Raw genomic sequence first — 15,524 nt, 5'->3', positions numbered from 1 at the left:
GGCGGGACGCCGCGACCGGATACGCGCCACGGCTTGCCGCAGCCTGTTCTGCCGGTGTAATTGCCTGGCTAATCAATAACTCCGGAGGAAACATCCATGGCCCTCACCAGGCGCCAGGCCCTCGCTGCTTCCCTGTCAGCCGCCGTCGGTGCAGCGGCGGGCGGCAGCATCGGACGGGCCTACGCCCAGGCCGGTGGCGGCAACTCCCGCCCGAAGCTGAAGCTCGGCATCATTTCCGACCTCGCCGGCCCCTATGCCGACCTGAACCGGCCCACCCTGCCCTGCGCCCAGCAGGCGCTGGAGGATTTCGACGTCGCCGGCCGCGGCTGGGATGTGGAGATCCTGTTCGCCCAGCATTTCGACAAGGCGGACAATGCCGTCACCATCGCCCGGCAATGGTTCGACCGGGAGGGCGTGGACGCGCTGCTCGACGTCAACACCTCGGCCACCTCGCTCGCGGTCGCCTCGGTCGCGCGGGAGAAGAACAAGGCGCTGCTGCTGTCCGGCCCCGGCACCACGGAGCTGACCGGCCGGCAATGCTCGCCCAACCACGTCCACTGGTCCTGGGACACCTACATGCTGGCGAGTTCCAGCGGATCGGCCGTGGTCAAGCGCGGCGGCACCACCTGGTTCTTCGTTGCGGCCGATTATTCCTTCGGCCAGCAGCTGGTGAAGGATGCCGCCGGGGTCGTCGAGGCGAATGGCGGCAAGGTGCTCGGCACCACCTACTACCCCTTCCCGACCACGACCGACTTCTCCTCGCTGCTGCTGCGCGCCCAGGCCTCGGGCGCCAAGGTGCTGGCGCTGGGCAATGCCGGGGCCGATTTGCAGAACTGCATCAAGCAGGCGCGCGAATTCGGGCTGAACCGCAGCATGACCATCGTCAGCCTGCTGACCTACGACACCGATGTGCGGATGCTGGGCCTGCCGATCGCGCAGGGGCTGATGACCACCCAGGCCTATTACTGGGACCTGAACGACCGCACGCGTGCCTTCAACGCCAGGGTACGGCCGAAGACGCCGGAGTTCTGGCCGAACATGGCCAATGCCGGGATCTACGCCCAGACGCTGCACTACCTGAAGGCGGTCGCAGAGCTGGGCGTCGCGGCGGCGAAGGCGGATGGCGCGGCGACCATCGCGCGCATGAAGGCAATCCCGACCGATGACGACTGCTTCGGCCCGGGCCGCATCCGCGAGGACGGCCGCAAGCTGCACCCCGCCTACCTGATGCAGGTGAAGGCGCCGGGCGAGAGCAGCGGCAAATACGACGTGCTGAAGCTGCTGGCGACGGTGCCGCCGGAGGAAGCCTTCCGGCCGATGAGCGCTGGCGGATGCCCGTTGGTGCGGAGCTGAGCTCCCGGGGGGAGAGAGAGAATTCTCGCCCCCATACCTCCCACTCTCCTTCCTCCGTGAGCGATGGGGCCTGGCGAGTAGGGGCTTCGGGGTTGCGGCACTGCCGCAACCAGAGCCCCCGTCACCGCCCGAGCGTTGCAAGAGCCGCGCAAACCCGCTCGATCTGTTCCTCCGTCAGCTCCGGATACATCGGCAGGCTGAACACCTCCTGCGCCGCCCGCGCCGTCTCCGCGCAGCCTGCCGGCCCGAGCGCGACGCGGCCTTCATAGGCGGGCTGCAGATGCACCGGCGCCGGGTAGTGGATGCCGGTGCCGATGCCCTGCGCCTTCAGCGCCGCCATCAGCGCCGCGCGTTCCGGGCTGCGCAGCACGTATTGGTGAAACACATGCTCCGCCCCGGCCCGGCGTTCCGGCGGCGCGACGGGCCCGCCCGCCAGCGCCGCATCGTAGCGCGCAGCGATCTCCCGCCGTTTCGCATTGCCGGCATCCAGCGCCGTCAGCTTCACCCTGAGGATCGCCGCCTGCACCTCATCCAGCCGGGAATTCACCCCGACCATGGCGGAGATGTAGCGCTCCTTCCACCCGTACTGGCGGATGGCGGCGATGCGGTCCGCCAGCTCGAAATCCTCCGTCGCCAGCACGCCGCCATCGCCCAGCGCGCCGAGATTCTTGGTGGGGTAGAGCGAGAAGGCGGCCGCTGCGCCCAGCGTGCCGAGCTTGCGGCCGTGCAGCGTCGCGCCATGCGCCTGGGCGCAATCCTCGATGAGGGCGACGCCGGCGCGGCTGCAGGCTTCCAGCATCGGGCCCAGGTCGCAGGCCTGGCCGTAGAGATGCACGGCGATGGCGGCACGGACCGGCGGCAGGCCGGGCGGCGGGTCCTCCAGCACCGCGGCCAGCTCGTCCGGGTCCATGGTGTAGGTGTCGGGGTCGATGTCCAGCAGCAGCGGCGTCGCCCCGGCCATTTCGATGGCCGCCACGGTCGCGACCGCGGTGTGGGAGACGGTGGCGACCGTCGAGCCCTCGCCGATGCCCATGCCGCGCAGGATCAGCGCCAGCGCATCCGTGCCGTTGGCGCAGCCCACCGCGCGGGTGGTGCCGAGCCAGGCGGCGAATTCCCGCTCGAAGGCCTCGCCCTCCTTGCCCAGGATGTACCAGCCGGAGCCGAGGGCCCGGGCGATGGCGGCGTCGATCTCGGCCTTCTGCGCCTGGTAGCCGGCGCCGGGATTGGCCTGCGGAATCAGCGGAAGCGGGTCCATCATCCCCTCACGTGTAATCGGCCAGGCGGGTGCGGTACCAGTCGAGCGAGCGGCGCAGCCCCTCATCCAGCCCGACCAGCGGCGCCCAGCCGGTGGCGGCGCGGAAGGCGTGGTCATCGGCATGGTAGCTGCCGATGTCGATCGGCGCGCGATCGGCCGGGAATTCCTTCACGCTGTAGTGACCCTGGCCGTCATTGGCCGCGATCAGCCGCTGCGCGAGGTCCAGCAGCGAGGCGGGCGGGGACCCGCCGAGGTTGAAGACGCGCCCCGCCACCCCCGGCTGCGGCGCGGCCTCGGCGGCCAGCAGGAAGGCGCGCACCACGTCGTCCACATAGGTCAGGTCGCGGAGCTGCTCGCCGCCCCAGACCTCGAAGGGCTCGTCCTTCAGCACCTGGCGGATCCAGATGCCGAGGAAGGTCTGGCGGGCATCGCGGATGCGCAGGCGCGGACCATAGCAGTTCGTCAGGCGGAGGGAGACGACGGGGCGCTTCAGCACCCGCTGCTCCAGCAGCCAGTACTGCTCGCCGGCCCATTTGGAGACGCCATTGGCATCCGGCGGGTTCACCGGGTGGAATTCATCGACGGGCAGGGAGATGGGCCGGCCATAGAACTGCCGCGTAGAGGCATGCACCACGGTCGCCTGCGGCGCCGCCTCCCGCATCACGCCGATCAGCCGCACCTGGGCGACGGCATTGATGGCGATGTCCGCCACCGGGTCCTTCTGCCCGCCCATATGGCTGGTCTGCGCCGCCATGTTGAACAGCACGTCCACTTCCTGGCAGAGCGAATGCAGCTCCACGTCGCGGATATCGCCGCGCACCAGCAGGACGGAGGCGCCTTCCAGATTGGCGATATTGGCGCCGCCATCCGGGTTCATCACGTCCAGCGCGGTGGTGCGGGCGCCGAGCGCGGCCAGGGCGTGGCAGAGGGCGCTGCCGAGGAACCCGGCCCCGCCCGTCACCAGCACCCGCTTGCCCCGCCAGAAGGCGGCCCGTTCAGCCTCGGTCATCACAGCCTCTTCTGCCTCGCGGGCCTGCCCGCATCCTGGTTTTCAGTGGCCTGGAGCATTCTCAGATCCGGGGGCATCGCCGGACGACCCGGAAAATGCGACCAGACAAAGGGCCAGAGCGGGTTCGCCGGGCGCAGGCGAGGAAACCGCTCTAGCTGCCCGCTCCCGTTGCGGCAAAACCAGCGCCGGGAGTGGCAGGACACCGATCCTCGCCCCGGATTGCGGCGGAACCGCGCCCATGGCCTGGTGGAAAGATGGGAAGCCCGGCGCCATTGCGGCGCCGGCGCGGCGGGAGCGGCCCTCACGCTTCGCACCCCGGCGCCGGCCGCCTCATTCCCTGGCCGCCGGGCCATTGGCGGCGCCGAAGGCGAATTGCGGCCCATGCGGGAACGGCCGGCAGAGTGCCCCCGCCGCAGCGGCAGCGCCGCCGAGCCCCACCAGGGGGAAGCTGCCATCGCCGCCCGCCACCGACGGCATCGGCCCTGTGGCCGCGGCGAAGCCCGCCGGCGGGCGGTGCGGGCGCTGCCCGGTCACCCCGCCGCGGCCTCCGGCAAGGCCGCAACCCCCGTGATCTCCACCCGCCAGGCAGGATCCACCAGCGGCGCCTGGATGGTCATGCGGGCGGGCTTGGCGCGCGGGTCCAGCCAGCGGTCCCAGGCGCGGTTCATGGCGGGCGCCTCGGCGATGTCCCGCAGCACCACGGTCACGCTCAGCAGCCGGGTCTTGTCGGTGCCGGCCTCGGCCAGCAGGGCATCGATCTGGGCAAGGATGTCGGCGGTCTGGCCCTCCGTATCCAGCGTCGCGTCATCCGCCACCTGGCCGGCCAGGTACACCAGCCCGCCCTGCACCACCGCGCCGGAAAGCCGCGCTTCCTCGCCGATCCGCCGAATGCCCATCCCCCGATCCTCCCTGCTGCGTCCTGCCGCCCATGCGCCGCCCCGGCCGGCGCCCCGGGCTGTAGCGCGGCTCAGGCGAAGAGAACATCCCCCGGGGACAGGCCGGCGACGCCGCTCAGCACCACCGGATCGCCCTCGCCGAGATCGACGGCGAGGCCGCCCTCCGCCACGACCCAACGCGCCTGCAGCACCGGGAAGGCCAGGCCGAAGCCGGCCAGGCAGAGCCGGTCCGGGCCGGGGAGGAAATCGCCGACCACCGTGCCGCTGCCGGGCCGGAAGAGGAAAATATCGGCCCCGGCCTCGCCGAGGCCGCCGGCCCCGTCCGGCGTGTCATTCCCCGCGCCGCCCAGCAGCAGGTCGAAAGCAATATCCGGTCCGCCGGAGAGGCGGTCATCGCCATCCTCGCCACGGAGCGCATCCGGCCCCGCCCCGGCGGCGAGCGTGTCCGCGCCCTCCCCGCCGAACAGCCTATGGACGCCCTCGCCGCCATCGAGCGCGTCCTCCCCGGCCTCGCCCTGCGGCAGGTCGTCACCGGCCCCGCCGGCGAGCCGATCGGCCCCTTCGCCGCCGCTGAGCTGGTCCGCGCCCTCGCCGCCGCCGAGGCTGTCATCCCCGGCCTCGCCAAAGGCGAGGTCGTTGCCCGCGCCGGCCAGGATGGTGTCGTTGCCCGCACCGCGGCGAAAGAGGTTGGCCCCCGCATTGCCGAGCAGGGTATTCGCCGCCGCATTGCCGGTGCCGGCAATGTCCACCCCGTGGCCCCTGCCCTGCCATGGCTGGCCGTGCGGTCCGGGCACAGGGACGGCCTCCGCCCCCGTGGCATCGTGCCAGCAGCGCCCGGGGGTTAGAGCATTTTCAAGTCCGGCGGCATCGCCGGACGCCCCGGAAAACGTGGCAGAACGAAAAGCCAGAGCGGGTTTGCCAAGCACAGGCGAGGTGAATCCGCTCTAAGTCCTGTCCGCGAGTTTCGCTGGATTTCCAGCGAAGGCAGCGGACGAGCAGACCACTGAAAACAAAAGCTAGTGTCCCGATTCCGCGGTCCGCAGGACTTCGGAATCAGGGCACTAGCCCGCCGCCGGCAGCGCCCGGCCCCCGGCGAGGCGCAGGATGCGGGTCGGGCGCTCCACCCCCACCAGCCGATGCGCGATCAGGATCACCGTTCGCCCCGCGGTCACGCTTTCCAGCGTCTCCAGGAAGGCGCGCTCGGTCTCGGCGTCCAGCCCGGCGGTGGGCTCGTCCAGGATCAGCACCGGGGCGGCGGAGAGCAGCACCCGGGCCAGGGCCAGGCGCCGCGCCTGGCCGCCGGAAAAACGCGCCCCGGCCTCGCCGCAGCGCGTCGCCAGCCCTTCCGGCAGGGCCCGCACCAGTTCGCCGATGCCGGCACGGTCCAGCGCCCGCCACAGCGCCGCATCGGGCGCGCCGGGGGCGGCGAGGCGGAGATTGGCGGCGATGCTGTCGTCGAACAGCCTTGCATCCTGGGTGAGGCAGGTGATGCGGCGCCGCACCTCCTCCGCCGGCAGGGCAGCGAGATCGACCCCGCCCAGGGTGATGCGCCCCGCCTGCGGCGCCGCCAGCTTCAGCAGCAACGCGGCGAGGCTGGATTTCCCGGCGCCGGAAGGGCCGAGCAGGGCGAGCCGCGCGCCTTCCGGGATCTCCAGCTCCAGATCCCGGAAGACCGGCGGGCGGTCCGGGCCCCAGGCGAAGCGCAGCCCCTTGATGCGAATGCCCGTGCCGGCGGGCAGCGCCGCCGGCGCCGCGGGCTCGGCGACCGGGACCGGCGTGTCGGCGGCCTCGAACAGCCGGCGGGCGGCGGCGGCGGCCATGGCGAGGGAGGTGCCGGCGCGGGGCAGCGCCCCCACCGCCTCCGCCGCGGCGACGGCGAGGAAGACGGCCAGCACGGCCAGGGCCAGCCCCTGCGCGCCGCCGGCCAGCGCCCAGGCCAGGGCGCCGAGCAGCGCCGCCTGCACCAGCAGCCCGCCCGCCGCCCCCGCCCAGGCGCCGCGCCAGGCGAGGCGGCGCTGCGCGGCGGCCAGGGCGGCGCCCTCGGCGGCCAGGGCGGCGCCGGCGCGGGGCTCGGCATTGGCGGCGAGGGTGTCCTCGATGCCGGCCAGCGGATCCACCGCGGCGGCGCGGAGGCGGCCCTGGGCGGCGGCGGCAGCAGCAGCGGCGCGGGCGGCGCCGGGGGCCAGCAGCAGCGGCAGGGCGAGCGCCAGCGCCAGGGGCAGCGCCACCGCCGCGGCCAGCAGGGGGGCGCCGCCGAGCAAAGCGAGGGCCACGACCACCACGGCCAGCACGGCACAGGCGGGGACGATGGCGTTGAGGTAGAGGCGGTCCAGCGCCTCCACATCCGCCACCAGCCGGCCGAGCAGGTCGCCGGAGCGGTGCAGGCCGATGCCGGCCGGCATGCGCGCCGCGAGGCGGCGGAAGAACCAGACGCGGAGATCGGCCAGGGCGCGGAAGGTGGCGGCATGGGTGACCATGCGCTCGCCCCAGCGGGCGGCAGGGCGGAGGGCGACCAGAGCGAGGATCAGTGCGGTGCCGCCGGCCAGCGCGGTGACGCGGCCGCCGGCGAGGCTGAGCAGGGCGAGGCCGAGCAGGGTGGTGAGTACGGCGGCGGCGATGCCGGCGAGAAGCCAGGGCGCGCGGCGGCGCCAGAGGCGGAGGATGCGCAGAAGGTCAGAGAGCATGTGGGTGGCCCTCGGGGGCGCTGCCCCCGAACCCCCGCCGGGGGGTGGACCACCCCCCGGACCCCGGTGTGAGTTTTGGACCCGACGGTTCAGCCTGCCGACTCACCCCGGGGTCCCCTCCCCGGCGGGGATCGAACGCATGCGTTCGATGGGGGCAGAGCCCCCCGCCCATGCGGAGCATCCTCATGCCTGCGCCTGCCGCCCGGGCCCTATGGCTCGGCCGGCCTCCATCTCCAGCACCCGCCCCAGCCGGCCCCGCATCCCGCTATGGCTGGCGATGATCGCTGTGCGCCCCAGGCAGAGAAGTTGCAGGCTTTCCATCACCTCCGCCTCCGTCCCCGGGTCCAGATGGGCGGTGGGTTCATCCAGCAGCACCAGCGGCGTGTCGCGCAGGAAGGCCCGGGCCAGCGCCACGCGCTGCGCCTGCCCGCCGGAGAGGCCCCAGCCCCCCTCGCCCACTTCGGTGTCCAGCCCCTGCGGCAGCTCGGCGGCGAATGCCGTGACGCGCGCCGCCGCGGCGGCCGCCTCCACCTGCTCCGCCGTGGCCTCGGGCCTGGCGTAGCGGATATTGTCGCGGATGGAGCCGCGGAAGAGATGCGGCCGCTGCCCGACATAGGAGGAGAGCCGCCGCAGCTCCTCCGGCTTCAGGGACAGCGCATCCTGGGCATTGATCGCGATCCGCCCCGCCTCCGGCCGCACGAAGCCCATCAGCAGCCGCAGCACGCTGGATTTCCCGGCGCCAGAGGGGCCGGCGAGCACCAGCGTCTCCCCCGCATTCACCCGGAAGGAGAGGCCGTCCAGCGCCGGCGGCCGGGCCGGGTCGTAGCTCAGCCGGACCTCGCTGAAGGTGACGACGACGCGCGGCGGCATCGCCTCCAGCACCAGCCCCGGCTCCTCCGGCGCCAGCAGCAGCGGGGCCAGGGCGGCGGCGGCGCCCTGGGCGGCCAGGCGCTCATGATAGGCGGCGGCGAAGGCGCGCAGCGGGGCGAAGAAGGCCGGCACCGCCAGCAGGGCGAAGATCCCCGCGGTGGGGTCGCCGCCCCCGCCCCCTTGGCGCCAGGCGATGCAGGCAATGGCGCCCGCCGCCAGCAGCTCCATGGCGGTGCCGGAGAGGAAGGCGATGCGCAGCACCCGCATGGTGCGCCGGCGCAGCTCCTCGGCGGACTCCGCCAGCGCCGCCGCCTCCGCCGCCTGCCGGTTGAACAGCACCAGGGTGGCGAGGCCGCGCAGCCGGTCCAGGAAGCGGCCGGAGAGGCGCTCCAGCGCCTCGAATTGCTTGCGGCTGGCGGCGGCGGCGCCGATGCCGGTCAGCGCCATCGCCACCGGGTAGAGCAGCCCCGCGACGCCCAGCACCAGCGCCGCATGCCAATCCGCCCAGAGCACGGCGAGGAAGACCAGCGGCGGCATCAGCATGGCCAGGGCCGTGGCCGGCAGCCAGCGGGCGAAATAGCCGTCCAGCGCCTCCACCCTGTCGATCACCAGGGAGGCGCGCTCGCCGACGCCGCGCGGATCGGCGGGGCCGAGGGCGAGCAGCCGGGCGAAGGCGGCAGCGCGGAGCCGGGCCCGCGCCGCCTCTCCGGCGGCGAGCTGCGTGCCCTCCTGCGCCAGGCCGAGGGCGGCGACCAGCAGGGCCAGCGCCGCGGCCGCCGCCAGCTCCGCCCAGCCGGCGCTGCCATGGCCGAGCAGCGCGGCGACGAGGCGCGCCACCAGCCAGGCGCCGGCCAGCCCGGCGAGGCCCGCCGCCAGGCCGCACAGCACGGGCGACAGCACCTGCGCCCGCAGCGCCCTGCTTTCCTGGCGCAACAACGCGGCCGCCGCGCCGCCTCGGGGTCCTTCCATGGCGGTGGTATAGGCCCGGTTCCGGGGTGGCGTCACCCGCCTGACGGGGTGGCGCCGGGCGGATGGCCGGGCGGCAGCGCCGCATGGCGCAAGCTTCATGGCGCAAGCTTCAGGACATGTTCAGGCCAGGGGCGCGGGTCGCCGGGTGGCGGGGGGCGGCCGGCCGGCGGGCCGGGCCGGAGGGCTCCCGCGAGAGGGCGGCCGGCCGTGGCCGTGGCACGCCACCGGCGCGGGCGCCGACCAGGTTGTCCGGGGAGGGACGTCCGCTCGGGGCCGTCGTGCAGGCCCCCGCCACAGGTGCGGGCGAAGCCGCCCGGGGCTCGAGGCCCGCTCGATGCAGTCCTGTGCGGCCCCCCCCGGGCGGGGCTTGGGCGAAGCCGCCCAGGGGTTCGAGGTCCGTCGATGCACTCCTGCGCGGCCCCCCGGGGCGGGGCTTGGACGAAGCCGCCCAGGGGTTCGAGGTCCGTCGATGCACTCCTGCGCGGCCCCCCGGGCGGGGCTTGGACGAAGCCGCCCAGGGGTTCGAGGTCCGTCGATGCACTCCTGCGCGGCCCCGCCGGCGCAGGCGCGGACGAAGCCGCTCATTCCCTGAGCGCAGCCTCCCGGCACGATTCATGCTGGCCCCGCGGCCAACGATGGCGGCCATCCGCCCACCCCTCCAAGGAGCCCCGCATGCTGCCCAGCCATGGCCGCTACGCCTATGCCCCCTGGCCCGAACGGCCCCGCTTCGCCTGGCCGGGCGGGGCGAAGCTCGCGGTCTATCTCGGCGTGAACCTGGAGCATTTCGCCTTCGGCGAAGGGCTGGGCGCGGAGCTCGCCCCCGGCGGCCCACAGCCCGACGTGCTGAACTTCGCCTGGCGGGACTACGGCAACCGCGTCGGCGGCTGGCGGCTGCTGGAATTGCTGGACCAGCTCTCCCTGCCCGCCACGGTGCTGCTGAACAGCGCCATGTACGAGCACGCGCCGCAGCTCGTCGCCGCGCACCGGGCCCGCGGCGACGAGATCGCCGGCCATGGCCGCAGCAATTCCGAACGACAGAGCCTGCTGGCGGAGGCGGAGGAGCGCAGGCTGATCGCCGACTGCACCCTGGCCATCCGGCGGCATGAGGGCATGGCGCCGCGCGGCTGGCTCTCCCCCTGGATCGCCGAAAGCCGCGCGACGCCGGACCTGCTGGCCGAGGCCGGCTACCGCTACACGCTGAACTGGTGCATGGACGACCAGCCGGTCTGGCTACGCACCAGCGCCGGCCGCCTGCTCAGCATCCCCTACCCGCAGGAAGCGAACGACATCCCGGCGATCGTCGCCCGCAAGGACGGGGCGGCGCAATTCGCCGAGCTGATCCTGGCGGATTTCGCCGAAAGGCTGGAGCAGGTGGGGCGGGACGGCATCCCGCAGGTGATGGGAATCGCGCTGCACCCCTACATCATCGGCCAGCCCTACCGGCTGCGGGCGCTGCGCGGGGCGCTGGCCGCCATCGCGGCACGGCGCGGGGAGGTGTGGATCACCACCGCCGGCGGCATCCTGGACCATGTGCTGGCCCTGCCGGAGGGGTCATTGGCCTGACATATGATGCGTCGGCGATAGGGGTTGATTCACCCATCTGGCCTAGGGCGGACAGGCGGACAGGCAAAGGCAAGGTCGCCCCGCCGGGCCTGGCCCGCGACGGAGGCGCTGCCTTGCTCGACCCCAACCTGATCAACCGGATCGCCGACCAGCTTGAACGGGAGGCCGCGGGCAGCCCGGCGGCGGATGTCGCGATCCATCGGGCGCTGGAGCGGCGGGGCAGCCCCGCCCCCTACACCACGGATCGCTCGGCGGCGAAGCTGCTGCTGCCGCCGGGGCATGAGGCGGAGGTGCTGACCTTCGCCGGCCGCAACCTCGGCTCCTGCTGGCGCCCGGCGCGGCCGACGGAAACCAGCCGGGCGGCGACGCAGGAATTGGCGCTCTGCGCGGCCATCATGCGGGCCTGGGCGGTGAGGTTGAAGATGTGACAGCCGATGCACCGAGGGGGACTTCGTCCCCCTCGGGCTCCCCCGACCAAAGGCCGAAAGGCCTTTGGAACCCTTGAGTCCGGGACGAGCGGGTTCAGGCTGCCGGCTTGAAGACCGGGTAGGGCGGGCCGTCCTCGGTCGGGCGCCAGGTGAGCTGGACCTTGTCGCCGATCGCCACCTTGTCGAAATCGCATTCGACGATGTTGGTCATCATCGTCGGGCCTTCCTCCACGGTGACATAGGCGATGGCGTAGACCTCCGGCGCGCGCTTCATCACGCTGACGCTGTAGATCGTGCCGCGGCCGGAGGCCTCCCGCCACTCCACCTTGCCGTTCAGGGCGAAGGGGGAAACGGCGCGCGGGTACCAGAAGGCCTTGTTGGTCTCCACGCACCAGGGCAGCAGGAATTTCCCCTGTTTCGCCGCCTCCCAGAAGGGCTCGGTCTCCGGATTGGTCATCGGCGCCGGAATCGCGCGCTCTTTCGCTGCCATGCCTTTCACTCCCGTTCCATGATCAGCGTCGCGGCGCCGTGGCGGCTGCCGAGCAGCCCGCCCGTGCCATGCGCCAGCGCCAGGTCGCAATTCTTCACCTGTACCTTGGGATGCGCCTCGCCGCGGAGCTGCCGCACCGCCTCGATCACCTTGGTGATGCCGCCGCGATTGGCCGGATGGTTGTTGCAGAGTCCGCCGCCATCGGTGTTCCAGGGCAGCTTGCCGACGCCCGAGATCAGGTTGCCGTCGGCGACGAATTTGCCGCCCTGGCCCTTCTCGCAGAAGCCGATATCCTCGAGCTGGATCACCACGGTGATGGTGAAGCTGTCATAGACCGAGGCGTATTTGATGTCGGCCGGCTTCACCCCCGCCTCGGCGAAGGCGGCGGGGCCGCTGCGCACGCCGGCGGAATAGGTCAGGTCGACGGCGCCGGCCATCTGGCCCTTCATGCTCTCGCCGGCGCCCTTCACCTTGACCAGCGGGCGCTTCAGGGATCTGGCGATCTCCGGCGCCACCACCACCAGCGCGCCGCCGCCATCGGAGACGACGCAGCAATCCAGCCGGTGCAGCGGCGTCGCGATCAGCGGCGAGCCGACCACCTGCTCCACCGTCACCACGTCCCGCAGCATGGCGTGCGGGTTGTGCTGCGCATGGTGGCTGGCGGCGACCTTCACCCAGGCGAGCTGCTCGGCGGTGGTGCCGTACTGGTGCATGTGGCGCGCGGCGCACATGGCATAGGCATTCACCGTGGCGACGCCGAGCGGGAATTCCCATTGCGTGTCCGGCGCATCGGCGCCGCGGATGCGGGGCACCGCGCCGGAATGGCCCTCGCTGCGCGGCCGGCCGGCGAGCGTGATCAGCGCCACCTTGCACTTGCCCATCGCAATGGCTTCCGCGGCGTGCGCGACATGGGCGATGTAGGAGCAGCCGCCCATATCGGTGCTGTCCAGGTGCTTCAGCGTCAGGTTCAGGTAGTCGGCCATGGCCAGCGGCCCGAGCCCGGGCGCGTCCCCGGCGCAGAAATAGCCGTCCACGTCCTTGATGCTCAGCCCGGCATCGGCCAGCGCGCCATGGGCGCATTCCGCGTGGAGCTGGGCGACGGATTTGTCCTTCGCCAGCCGCGTCGGGTGCTCATAGGCCCCGACGATATAGGCCTTGCCATTGATGCTCATGCGCTGACTTGCGCTCCTCTCCCCAGCGGCCCGGTGGGCCGGTGGGGCAGTTTCGCGCGAAGCCGCGGCCGGGGCAAATCCGGCGGGAGGGCCGGGCGCCCCCGCCGGGGTTGGCGGCACCGCCGCCAACCGCCTCCCCGGCCTGAGTTTCAGAGCCAATGATTGAACCCGCCGACTCACACCGGGGTCCGGGGGGTGGTCCACCCCCCGGCGGGGGTGCAGGGGGCAGCGCCCCCTGCCTGGAGGTTTCGGACCGATGCCCCCAGCAGGATTTGCCCACCCCGCCGCTTCGCCGCATCCTGCCCCCACGGCAACCACGGAGGAATGTCCATGAACGCGACCACCGGCCCCGAGGCGACCGGCCCGTTGAAGGGCATCCGGGTCCTCGACATGACGGCGGTCGTGCTCGGCCCCTTCTGTACCCAGACGCTGGGCGATTGGGGCGCCGAAATCGTCAAGATCGAGCCGCCGACCGGCGACATCGTCCGCGCTTCCGGCCTGTTCCGCCATCGCGGCATGGCCTCGGTCTTCATGGGCCTCAACCGCAACAAGCGGTCGCTGGCCGTGGACCTGAAGTCGGATGAGGGCAAGGAGGTGCTGCGCCGGCTGATCCCGACCGTGGACGTGCTGGTGACCAATATCCGCCCCGCCGGCATGAAGCGACTCGGCTTCGGGCCGGAGGAGTGCCGCAAGCTGAATCCGAAGCTGGTCTTCGCCGTCGCCACCGGCTTCGGCCAGGACGGGCCGCACCGCGCCCGCCCGGCCTTCGACGAGATCATCCAGGCCGCCTCCGGCCTTGCCGACATCGTCGGCGAGGCGGAGGGCGAGCCGCGCTTCGTCCCCTCCCTCGTCGCCGACAAGATCACCGGCATGGCGCTGCTTTCCGCCGTGCTCGGCGCCCTGTTCCACCGGGAGCGCACCGGCGAGGGCCAGCTTGTCGAAGTGCCGATGCTGGAGACGCTGACCGCCTTCGTCAGCGTCGAGCATCTGGGCGGCATGGCCTTCGACCCGCCGATCGGCGAGCCCGGCTACAAGCGGCTGCGGCACCGCAAGCCGGCGAAGACCAAGGATGGCTGGATCACCCTGCTGCCCTATTCCTCGGCCAATTGGGTGGCCTTCTTCACCGCCGCCGGCCATGCCGAGCTGATCGAGGAGCTGCATCTGCGCGACCCGGTGGCGCGGAATGCCAATATCGACAAGGTCTATGCGGCGCTGCGGCGCGTGGCGCTGGAGCGGACCACGGCGGAGTGGCTGCAATTGTGCGAGGAGCAGGATGTGCCGGCCACGGCCTTCACCCGGATCGGGGATTTGCCGCGGCACCCGCATCTGGAAGCGGTGGAGATGTTCGGCCTGCATGCGCACCCGACCGAGGGCCAGGTGCGCATCGCCCGGCCGCCGACCCGGTTCGAGAGGACGCCGGCCAATATTCGCCGCCACGCGCCGCGGCTTGGCGAGCATACGGCCGAGCTGCTGGGGGAGCTGGGCTTCGGCGAGGCGGAGATCGCGGCGATGGCGGAGAAGCGGGTGATCCGGAAGGGGTGAGCGTTGGGGCTCCGCGTCCCGGTGGACGGCCGGCGCCGGCGGTGAGAGGCTCCGGCCATGAGCCCCGCCCGAGATCGCGCCGCCGCCTTCTGCGCCCGCTTCGGCCTGCGCATCCCCATCCTGCAGGCGCCCATGGCGGGGGCCTGCCCGCCGGCCCTCGCCGCCGCCGTCGCCGCCGCCGGCGGCATGGGCGGGATGGGCGCGCTGATGAGCAGCCCGGCCGCGATCGGCGACTGGGCGCGGGAGGTGCGGGCGGCCAGCAACGGCGCCTTCCAGATCAACCTCTGGATCCCCGACCCGCCCCCGCAGCGCGACCCGGAGCATGAGGCGGCGGTGGCCGGGCGGCTCAGCCGGCTCGCCGGCTTCGAGGTGAAGCTGCCGGGCGAAGGGCCCTTCGTGCAGGATTTCGCCGCCCAGGTGGAGGCGATGATCGCCGCCGGGCCGGCCGTCGCCTCCTGCATCATGGGCGTCTTCCCGCCGGAGGTCGCGGCGCGGCTCAAGGAACGCGGCATCCTCTGGATCGCCAACGCCACCACCATCGCCGAGGCCCGCGCCGCCGAGGCCGCCGGCGCCGCCGCGGTGATCGCGCAAGGGGCGGAGGCGGGAGGGCATCGCGGCGCCTTCGACGCGGCGCAGGCGGAGGCGCAATGCACCGGCCTCTTCGCCCTGCTGCCGCAAATGGCGGATGCGGTGGGCATCCCCGTGGTGGCGGCCGGCGGCATCATGGATGGGCGGGGCATCGCCGCGGCGCTGACGCTCGGGGCCAGTGCGGTGCAACTGGGCACCGCCTTCCTCCGCTGCCCGGAGACGGCGGTCCACCCGGCCTGGGCCGCGGCCCTGGCGGCGGCGGCCCCCGAGGACACGGTGCTGACCCGGGCCTTCTCCGGCCGGCTCGGCCGGGGCTTGCGGAATGCGGTGGTGCAGGCCTTCGCCGGCGACCTCGCCCCCGCCCCCTACCCGGTGCAGCGGGCGCTGATGGCGCCGGTGCGGGCGGAGGCGGAGAAGGCCGGCGATATCAGCCGGATGCAGGCCTGGGCCGGCCAGGGCGTGGCGCTGGGCAGGGCGGAGCCGGCAGCGGCGCTGGTGCGCCGGCTGTGGGAAGAGGCGACGGCGCTGCTGCCGTAGAGCAGCCGCACGCCGGCCGAAAGCGGTCGGCGTGCAGCTCCTGCTCTGGAAGCTGCCTGTTCGCAGGGCGGCGCAGCCTGGAGCGCGATCGCCTGAGGTCGACTCAGGCGCTCAAACAAGGGCTGGGCCGGGTGGGTGAGCGAAGCTCGACCCACCCCGCTCCGAGGT

At 73.0% G+C, this 15,524-nt stretch carries 14 protein-coding genes; 5 read left to right on the top strand and 9 right to left on the bottom strand.

What is annotated here, in order from left to right; translation table 11 throughout:
• Positions 1 to 96 precede the first annotated feature (96 nt).
• Positions 97 to 1,353, top strand: coding sequence for an ABC transporter substrate-binding protein (locus tag E5N76_RS00460; RefSeq protein ID WP_149535331.1), 1,257 nt, complete (start codon positions 97 to 99; stop codon positions 1,351 to 1,353).
• Positions 1,354 to 1,474: 121 nt separating this feature from the next.
• Here E5N76_RS00460 and E5N76_RS00455 read toward each other — a convergent pair whose 3' ends face one another.
• From E5N76_RS00455 to cydD, 7 genes are all read right to left on the bottom strand, one after another.
• Positions 1,475 to 2,608, bottom strand: coding sequence for a DegT/DnrJ/EryC1/StrS family aminotransferase (locus E5N76_RS00455; RefSeq protein ID WP_149535330.1), 1,134 nt, complete (start codon positions 2,606 to 2,608; stop codon positions 1,475 to 1,477).
• 7 nt (positions 2,609 to 2,615) lie between these two features.
• Entirely contained in the window at positions 2,616 to 3,617 is a 1,002-nt protein-coding gene (locus tag E5N76_RS00450; RefSeq protein WP_149535329.1) for an NAD-dependent epimerase/dehydratase family protein, read from the bottom strand.
• A 330-nt stretch (positions 3,618 to 3,947) separates the two neighbouring features.
• On the bottom strand, positions 3,948 to 4,151 hold the full coding sequence (locus tag E5N76_RS00445; protein WP_149535328.1) for a hypothetical protein: 204 nt from the start codon (positions 4,149 to 4,151) through the stop codon (positions 3,948 to 3,950).
• Positions 4,148 to 4,513, bottom strand: a complete 366-nt coding sequence (locus tag E5N76_RS00440) for a RidA family protein (RefSeq protein ID WP_149535327.1) — start codon at positions 4,511 to 4,513, stop codon at positions 4,148 to 4,150. The genes E5N76_RS00445 and E5N76_RS00440 overlap by 4 nt, the downstream gene beginning before the upstream one ends.
• 71 nt (positions 4,514 to 4,584) lie before the next feature.
• Positions 4,585 to 5,262 carry a calcium-binding protein gene (locus E5N76_RS00435; RefSeq protein ID WP_187829880.1) on the bottom strand — a complete coding sequence of 226 codons (678 nt, stop codon included), beginning with the start codon at positions 5,260 to 5,262 and terminating at the stop codon, positions 4,585 to 4,587.
• Positions 5,263 to 5,574: 312 nt separating this feature from the next.
• Positions 5,575 to 7,197 (bottom strand): thiol reductant ABC exporter subunit CydC, encoded by a 1,623-nt coding sequence (gene cydC / locus E5N76_RS00430; protein WP_149535325.1) that lies wholly within the window; start codon positions 7,195 to 7,197, stop codon positions 5,575 to 5,577.
• Positions 7,198 to 7,380: 183 nt separating this feature from the next.
• The gene (gene cydD, locus E5N76_RS00425) at positions 7,381 to 9,036 is read right to left on the bottom strand and encodes a thiol reductant ABC exporter subunit CydD (RefSeq protein WP_149535324.1); all 1,656 of its coding nucleotides are present in this window, start codon (positions 9,034 to 9,036) and stop codon (positions 7,381 to 7,383) included.
• A 672-nt stretch (positions 9,037 to 9,708) separates the two neighbouring features.
• Here cydD and E5N76_RS00420 point away from each other — a divergent pair.
• Positions 9,709 to 10,599, top strand: a complete 891-nt coding sequence (locus tag E5N76_RS00420; RefSeq protein WP_149535323.1) for a polysaccharide deacetylase family protein — start codon at positions 9,709 to 9,711, stop codon at positions 10,597 to 10,599.
• 113 nt (positions 10,600 to 10,712) lie between these two features.
• Positions 10,713 to 11,027 carry a hypothetical protein gene (locus tag E5N76_RS00415; protein WP_149535322.1) on the top strand — a complete coding sequence of 105 codons (315 nt, stop codon included), beginning with the start codon at positions 10,713 to 10,715 and terminating at the stop codon, positions 11,025 to 11,027.
• Positions 11,028 to 11,121: 94 nt separating this feature from the next.
• Here E5N76_RS00415 and E5N76_RS00410 read toward each other — a convergent pair whose 3' ends face one another.
• A complete protein-coding gene (locus E5N76_RS00410) occupies positions 11,122 to 11,517 on the bottom strand; it encodes a Zn-ribbon domain-containing OB-fold protein (RefSeq protein ID WP_149535321.1) in 396 nt (131 codons plus the stop codon).
• A gap of 5 nt (positions 11,518 to 11,522) precedes the next feature.
• Positions 11,523 to 12,689, bottom strand: a complete 1,167-nt coding sequence (locus E5N76_RS00405; RefSeq protein ID WP_149535320.1) for a thiolase domain-containing protein — start codon at positions 12,687 to 12,689, stop codon at positions 11,523 to 11,525.
• 330 nt (positions 12,690 to 13,019) lie between these two features.
• Here E5N76_RS00405 and E5N76_RS00400 point away from each other — a divergent pair, with 330 nt between their 5' ends.
• Together E5N76_RS00400 and E5N76_RS00395 are read left to right on the top strand one after the other, a co-directional pair.
• Positions 13,020 to 14,231, top strand: a complete 1,212-nt coding sequence (locus tag E5N76_RS00400; protein ID WP_149535319.1) for a CaiB/BaiF CoA transferase family protein — start codon at positions 13,020 to 13,022, stop codon at positions 14,229 to 14,231.
• 57 nt (positions 14,232 to 14,288) lie between these two features.
• The gene (locus E5N76_RS00395) at positions 14,289 to 15,356 is read left to right on the top strand and encodes an NAD(P)H-dependent flavin oxidoreductase (RefSeq protein ID WP_149535318.1); all 1,068 of its coding nucleotides are present in this window, start codon (positions 14,289 to 14,291) and stop codon (positions 15,354 to 15,356) included.
• Positions 15,357 to 15,524 lie beyond the last annotated feature (168 nt).

Source organism: Siccirubricoccus phaeus (assembly GCF_008360935.1).
GTDB classification, from domain to species: Bacteria; Pseudomonadota; Alphaproteobacteria; order Acetobacterales; family Acetobacteraceae; genus Siccirubricoccus; species Siccirubricoccus phaeus.
Note: the sequence above shows the minus strand (reverse complement) of the source record. Positions and strands in the feature narration are given on the sequence as shown.

Excerpts from the sequence above, each read along its gene's own strand:
- E5N76_RS00460 (WP_149535331.1), top strand. The coding sequence starts at position 97 with ATGGCCCTCACCAGGCGCCAGGCCCTCGCTGCTTCCCTGTCAGCCGCC.
- E5N76_RS00455 (WP_149535330.1), bottom strand. The coding sequence starts at position 2,608 with ATGGACCCGCTTCCGCTGATTCCGCAGGCCAATCCCGGCGCCGGCTAC.
- E5N76_RS00450 (WP_149535329.1), bottom strand. The coding sequence starts at position 3,617 with ATGACCGAGGCTGAACGGGCCGCCTTCTGGCGGGGCAAGCGGGTGCTG.
- E5N76_RS00440 (WP_149535327.1), bottom strand. The coding sequence starts at position 4,513 with ATGGGCATTCGGCGGATCGGCGAGGAAGCGCGGCTTTCCGGCGCGGTG.
- cydC (WP_149535325.1), bottom strand. The coding sequence starts at position 7,197 with ATGCTCTCTGACCTTCTGCGCATCCTCCGCCTCTGGCGCCGCCGCGCG.
- cydD (WP_149535324.1), bottom strand. The coding sequence starts at position 9,036 with ATGGAAGGACCCCGAGGCGGCGCGGCGGCCGCGTTGTTGCGCCAGGAA.
- E5N76_RS00420 (WP_149535323.1), top strand. The coding sequence starts at position 9,709 with ATGCTGCCCAGCCATGGCCGCTACGCCTATGCCCCCTGGCCCGAACGG.
- E5N76_RS00410 (WP_149535321.1), bottom strand. The coding sequence starts at position 11,517 with ATGGCAGCGAAAGAGCGCGCGATTCCGGCGCCGATGACCAATCCGGAG.
- E5N76_RS00405 (WP_149535320.1), bottom strand. The coding sequence starts at position 12,689 with ATGAGCATCAATGGCAAGGCCTATATCGTCGGGGCCTATGAGCACCCG.
- E5N76_RS00400 (WP_149535319.1), top strand. The coding sequence starts at position 13,020 with ATGAACGCGACCACCGGCCCCGAGGCGACCGGCCCGTTGAAGGGCATC.
- E5N76_RS00395 (WP_149535318.1), top strand. The coding sequence starts at position 14,289 with ATGAGCCCCGCCCGAGATCGCGCCGCCGCCTTCTGCGCCCGCTTCGGC.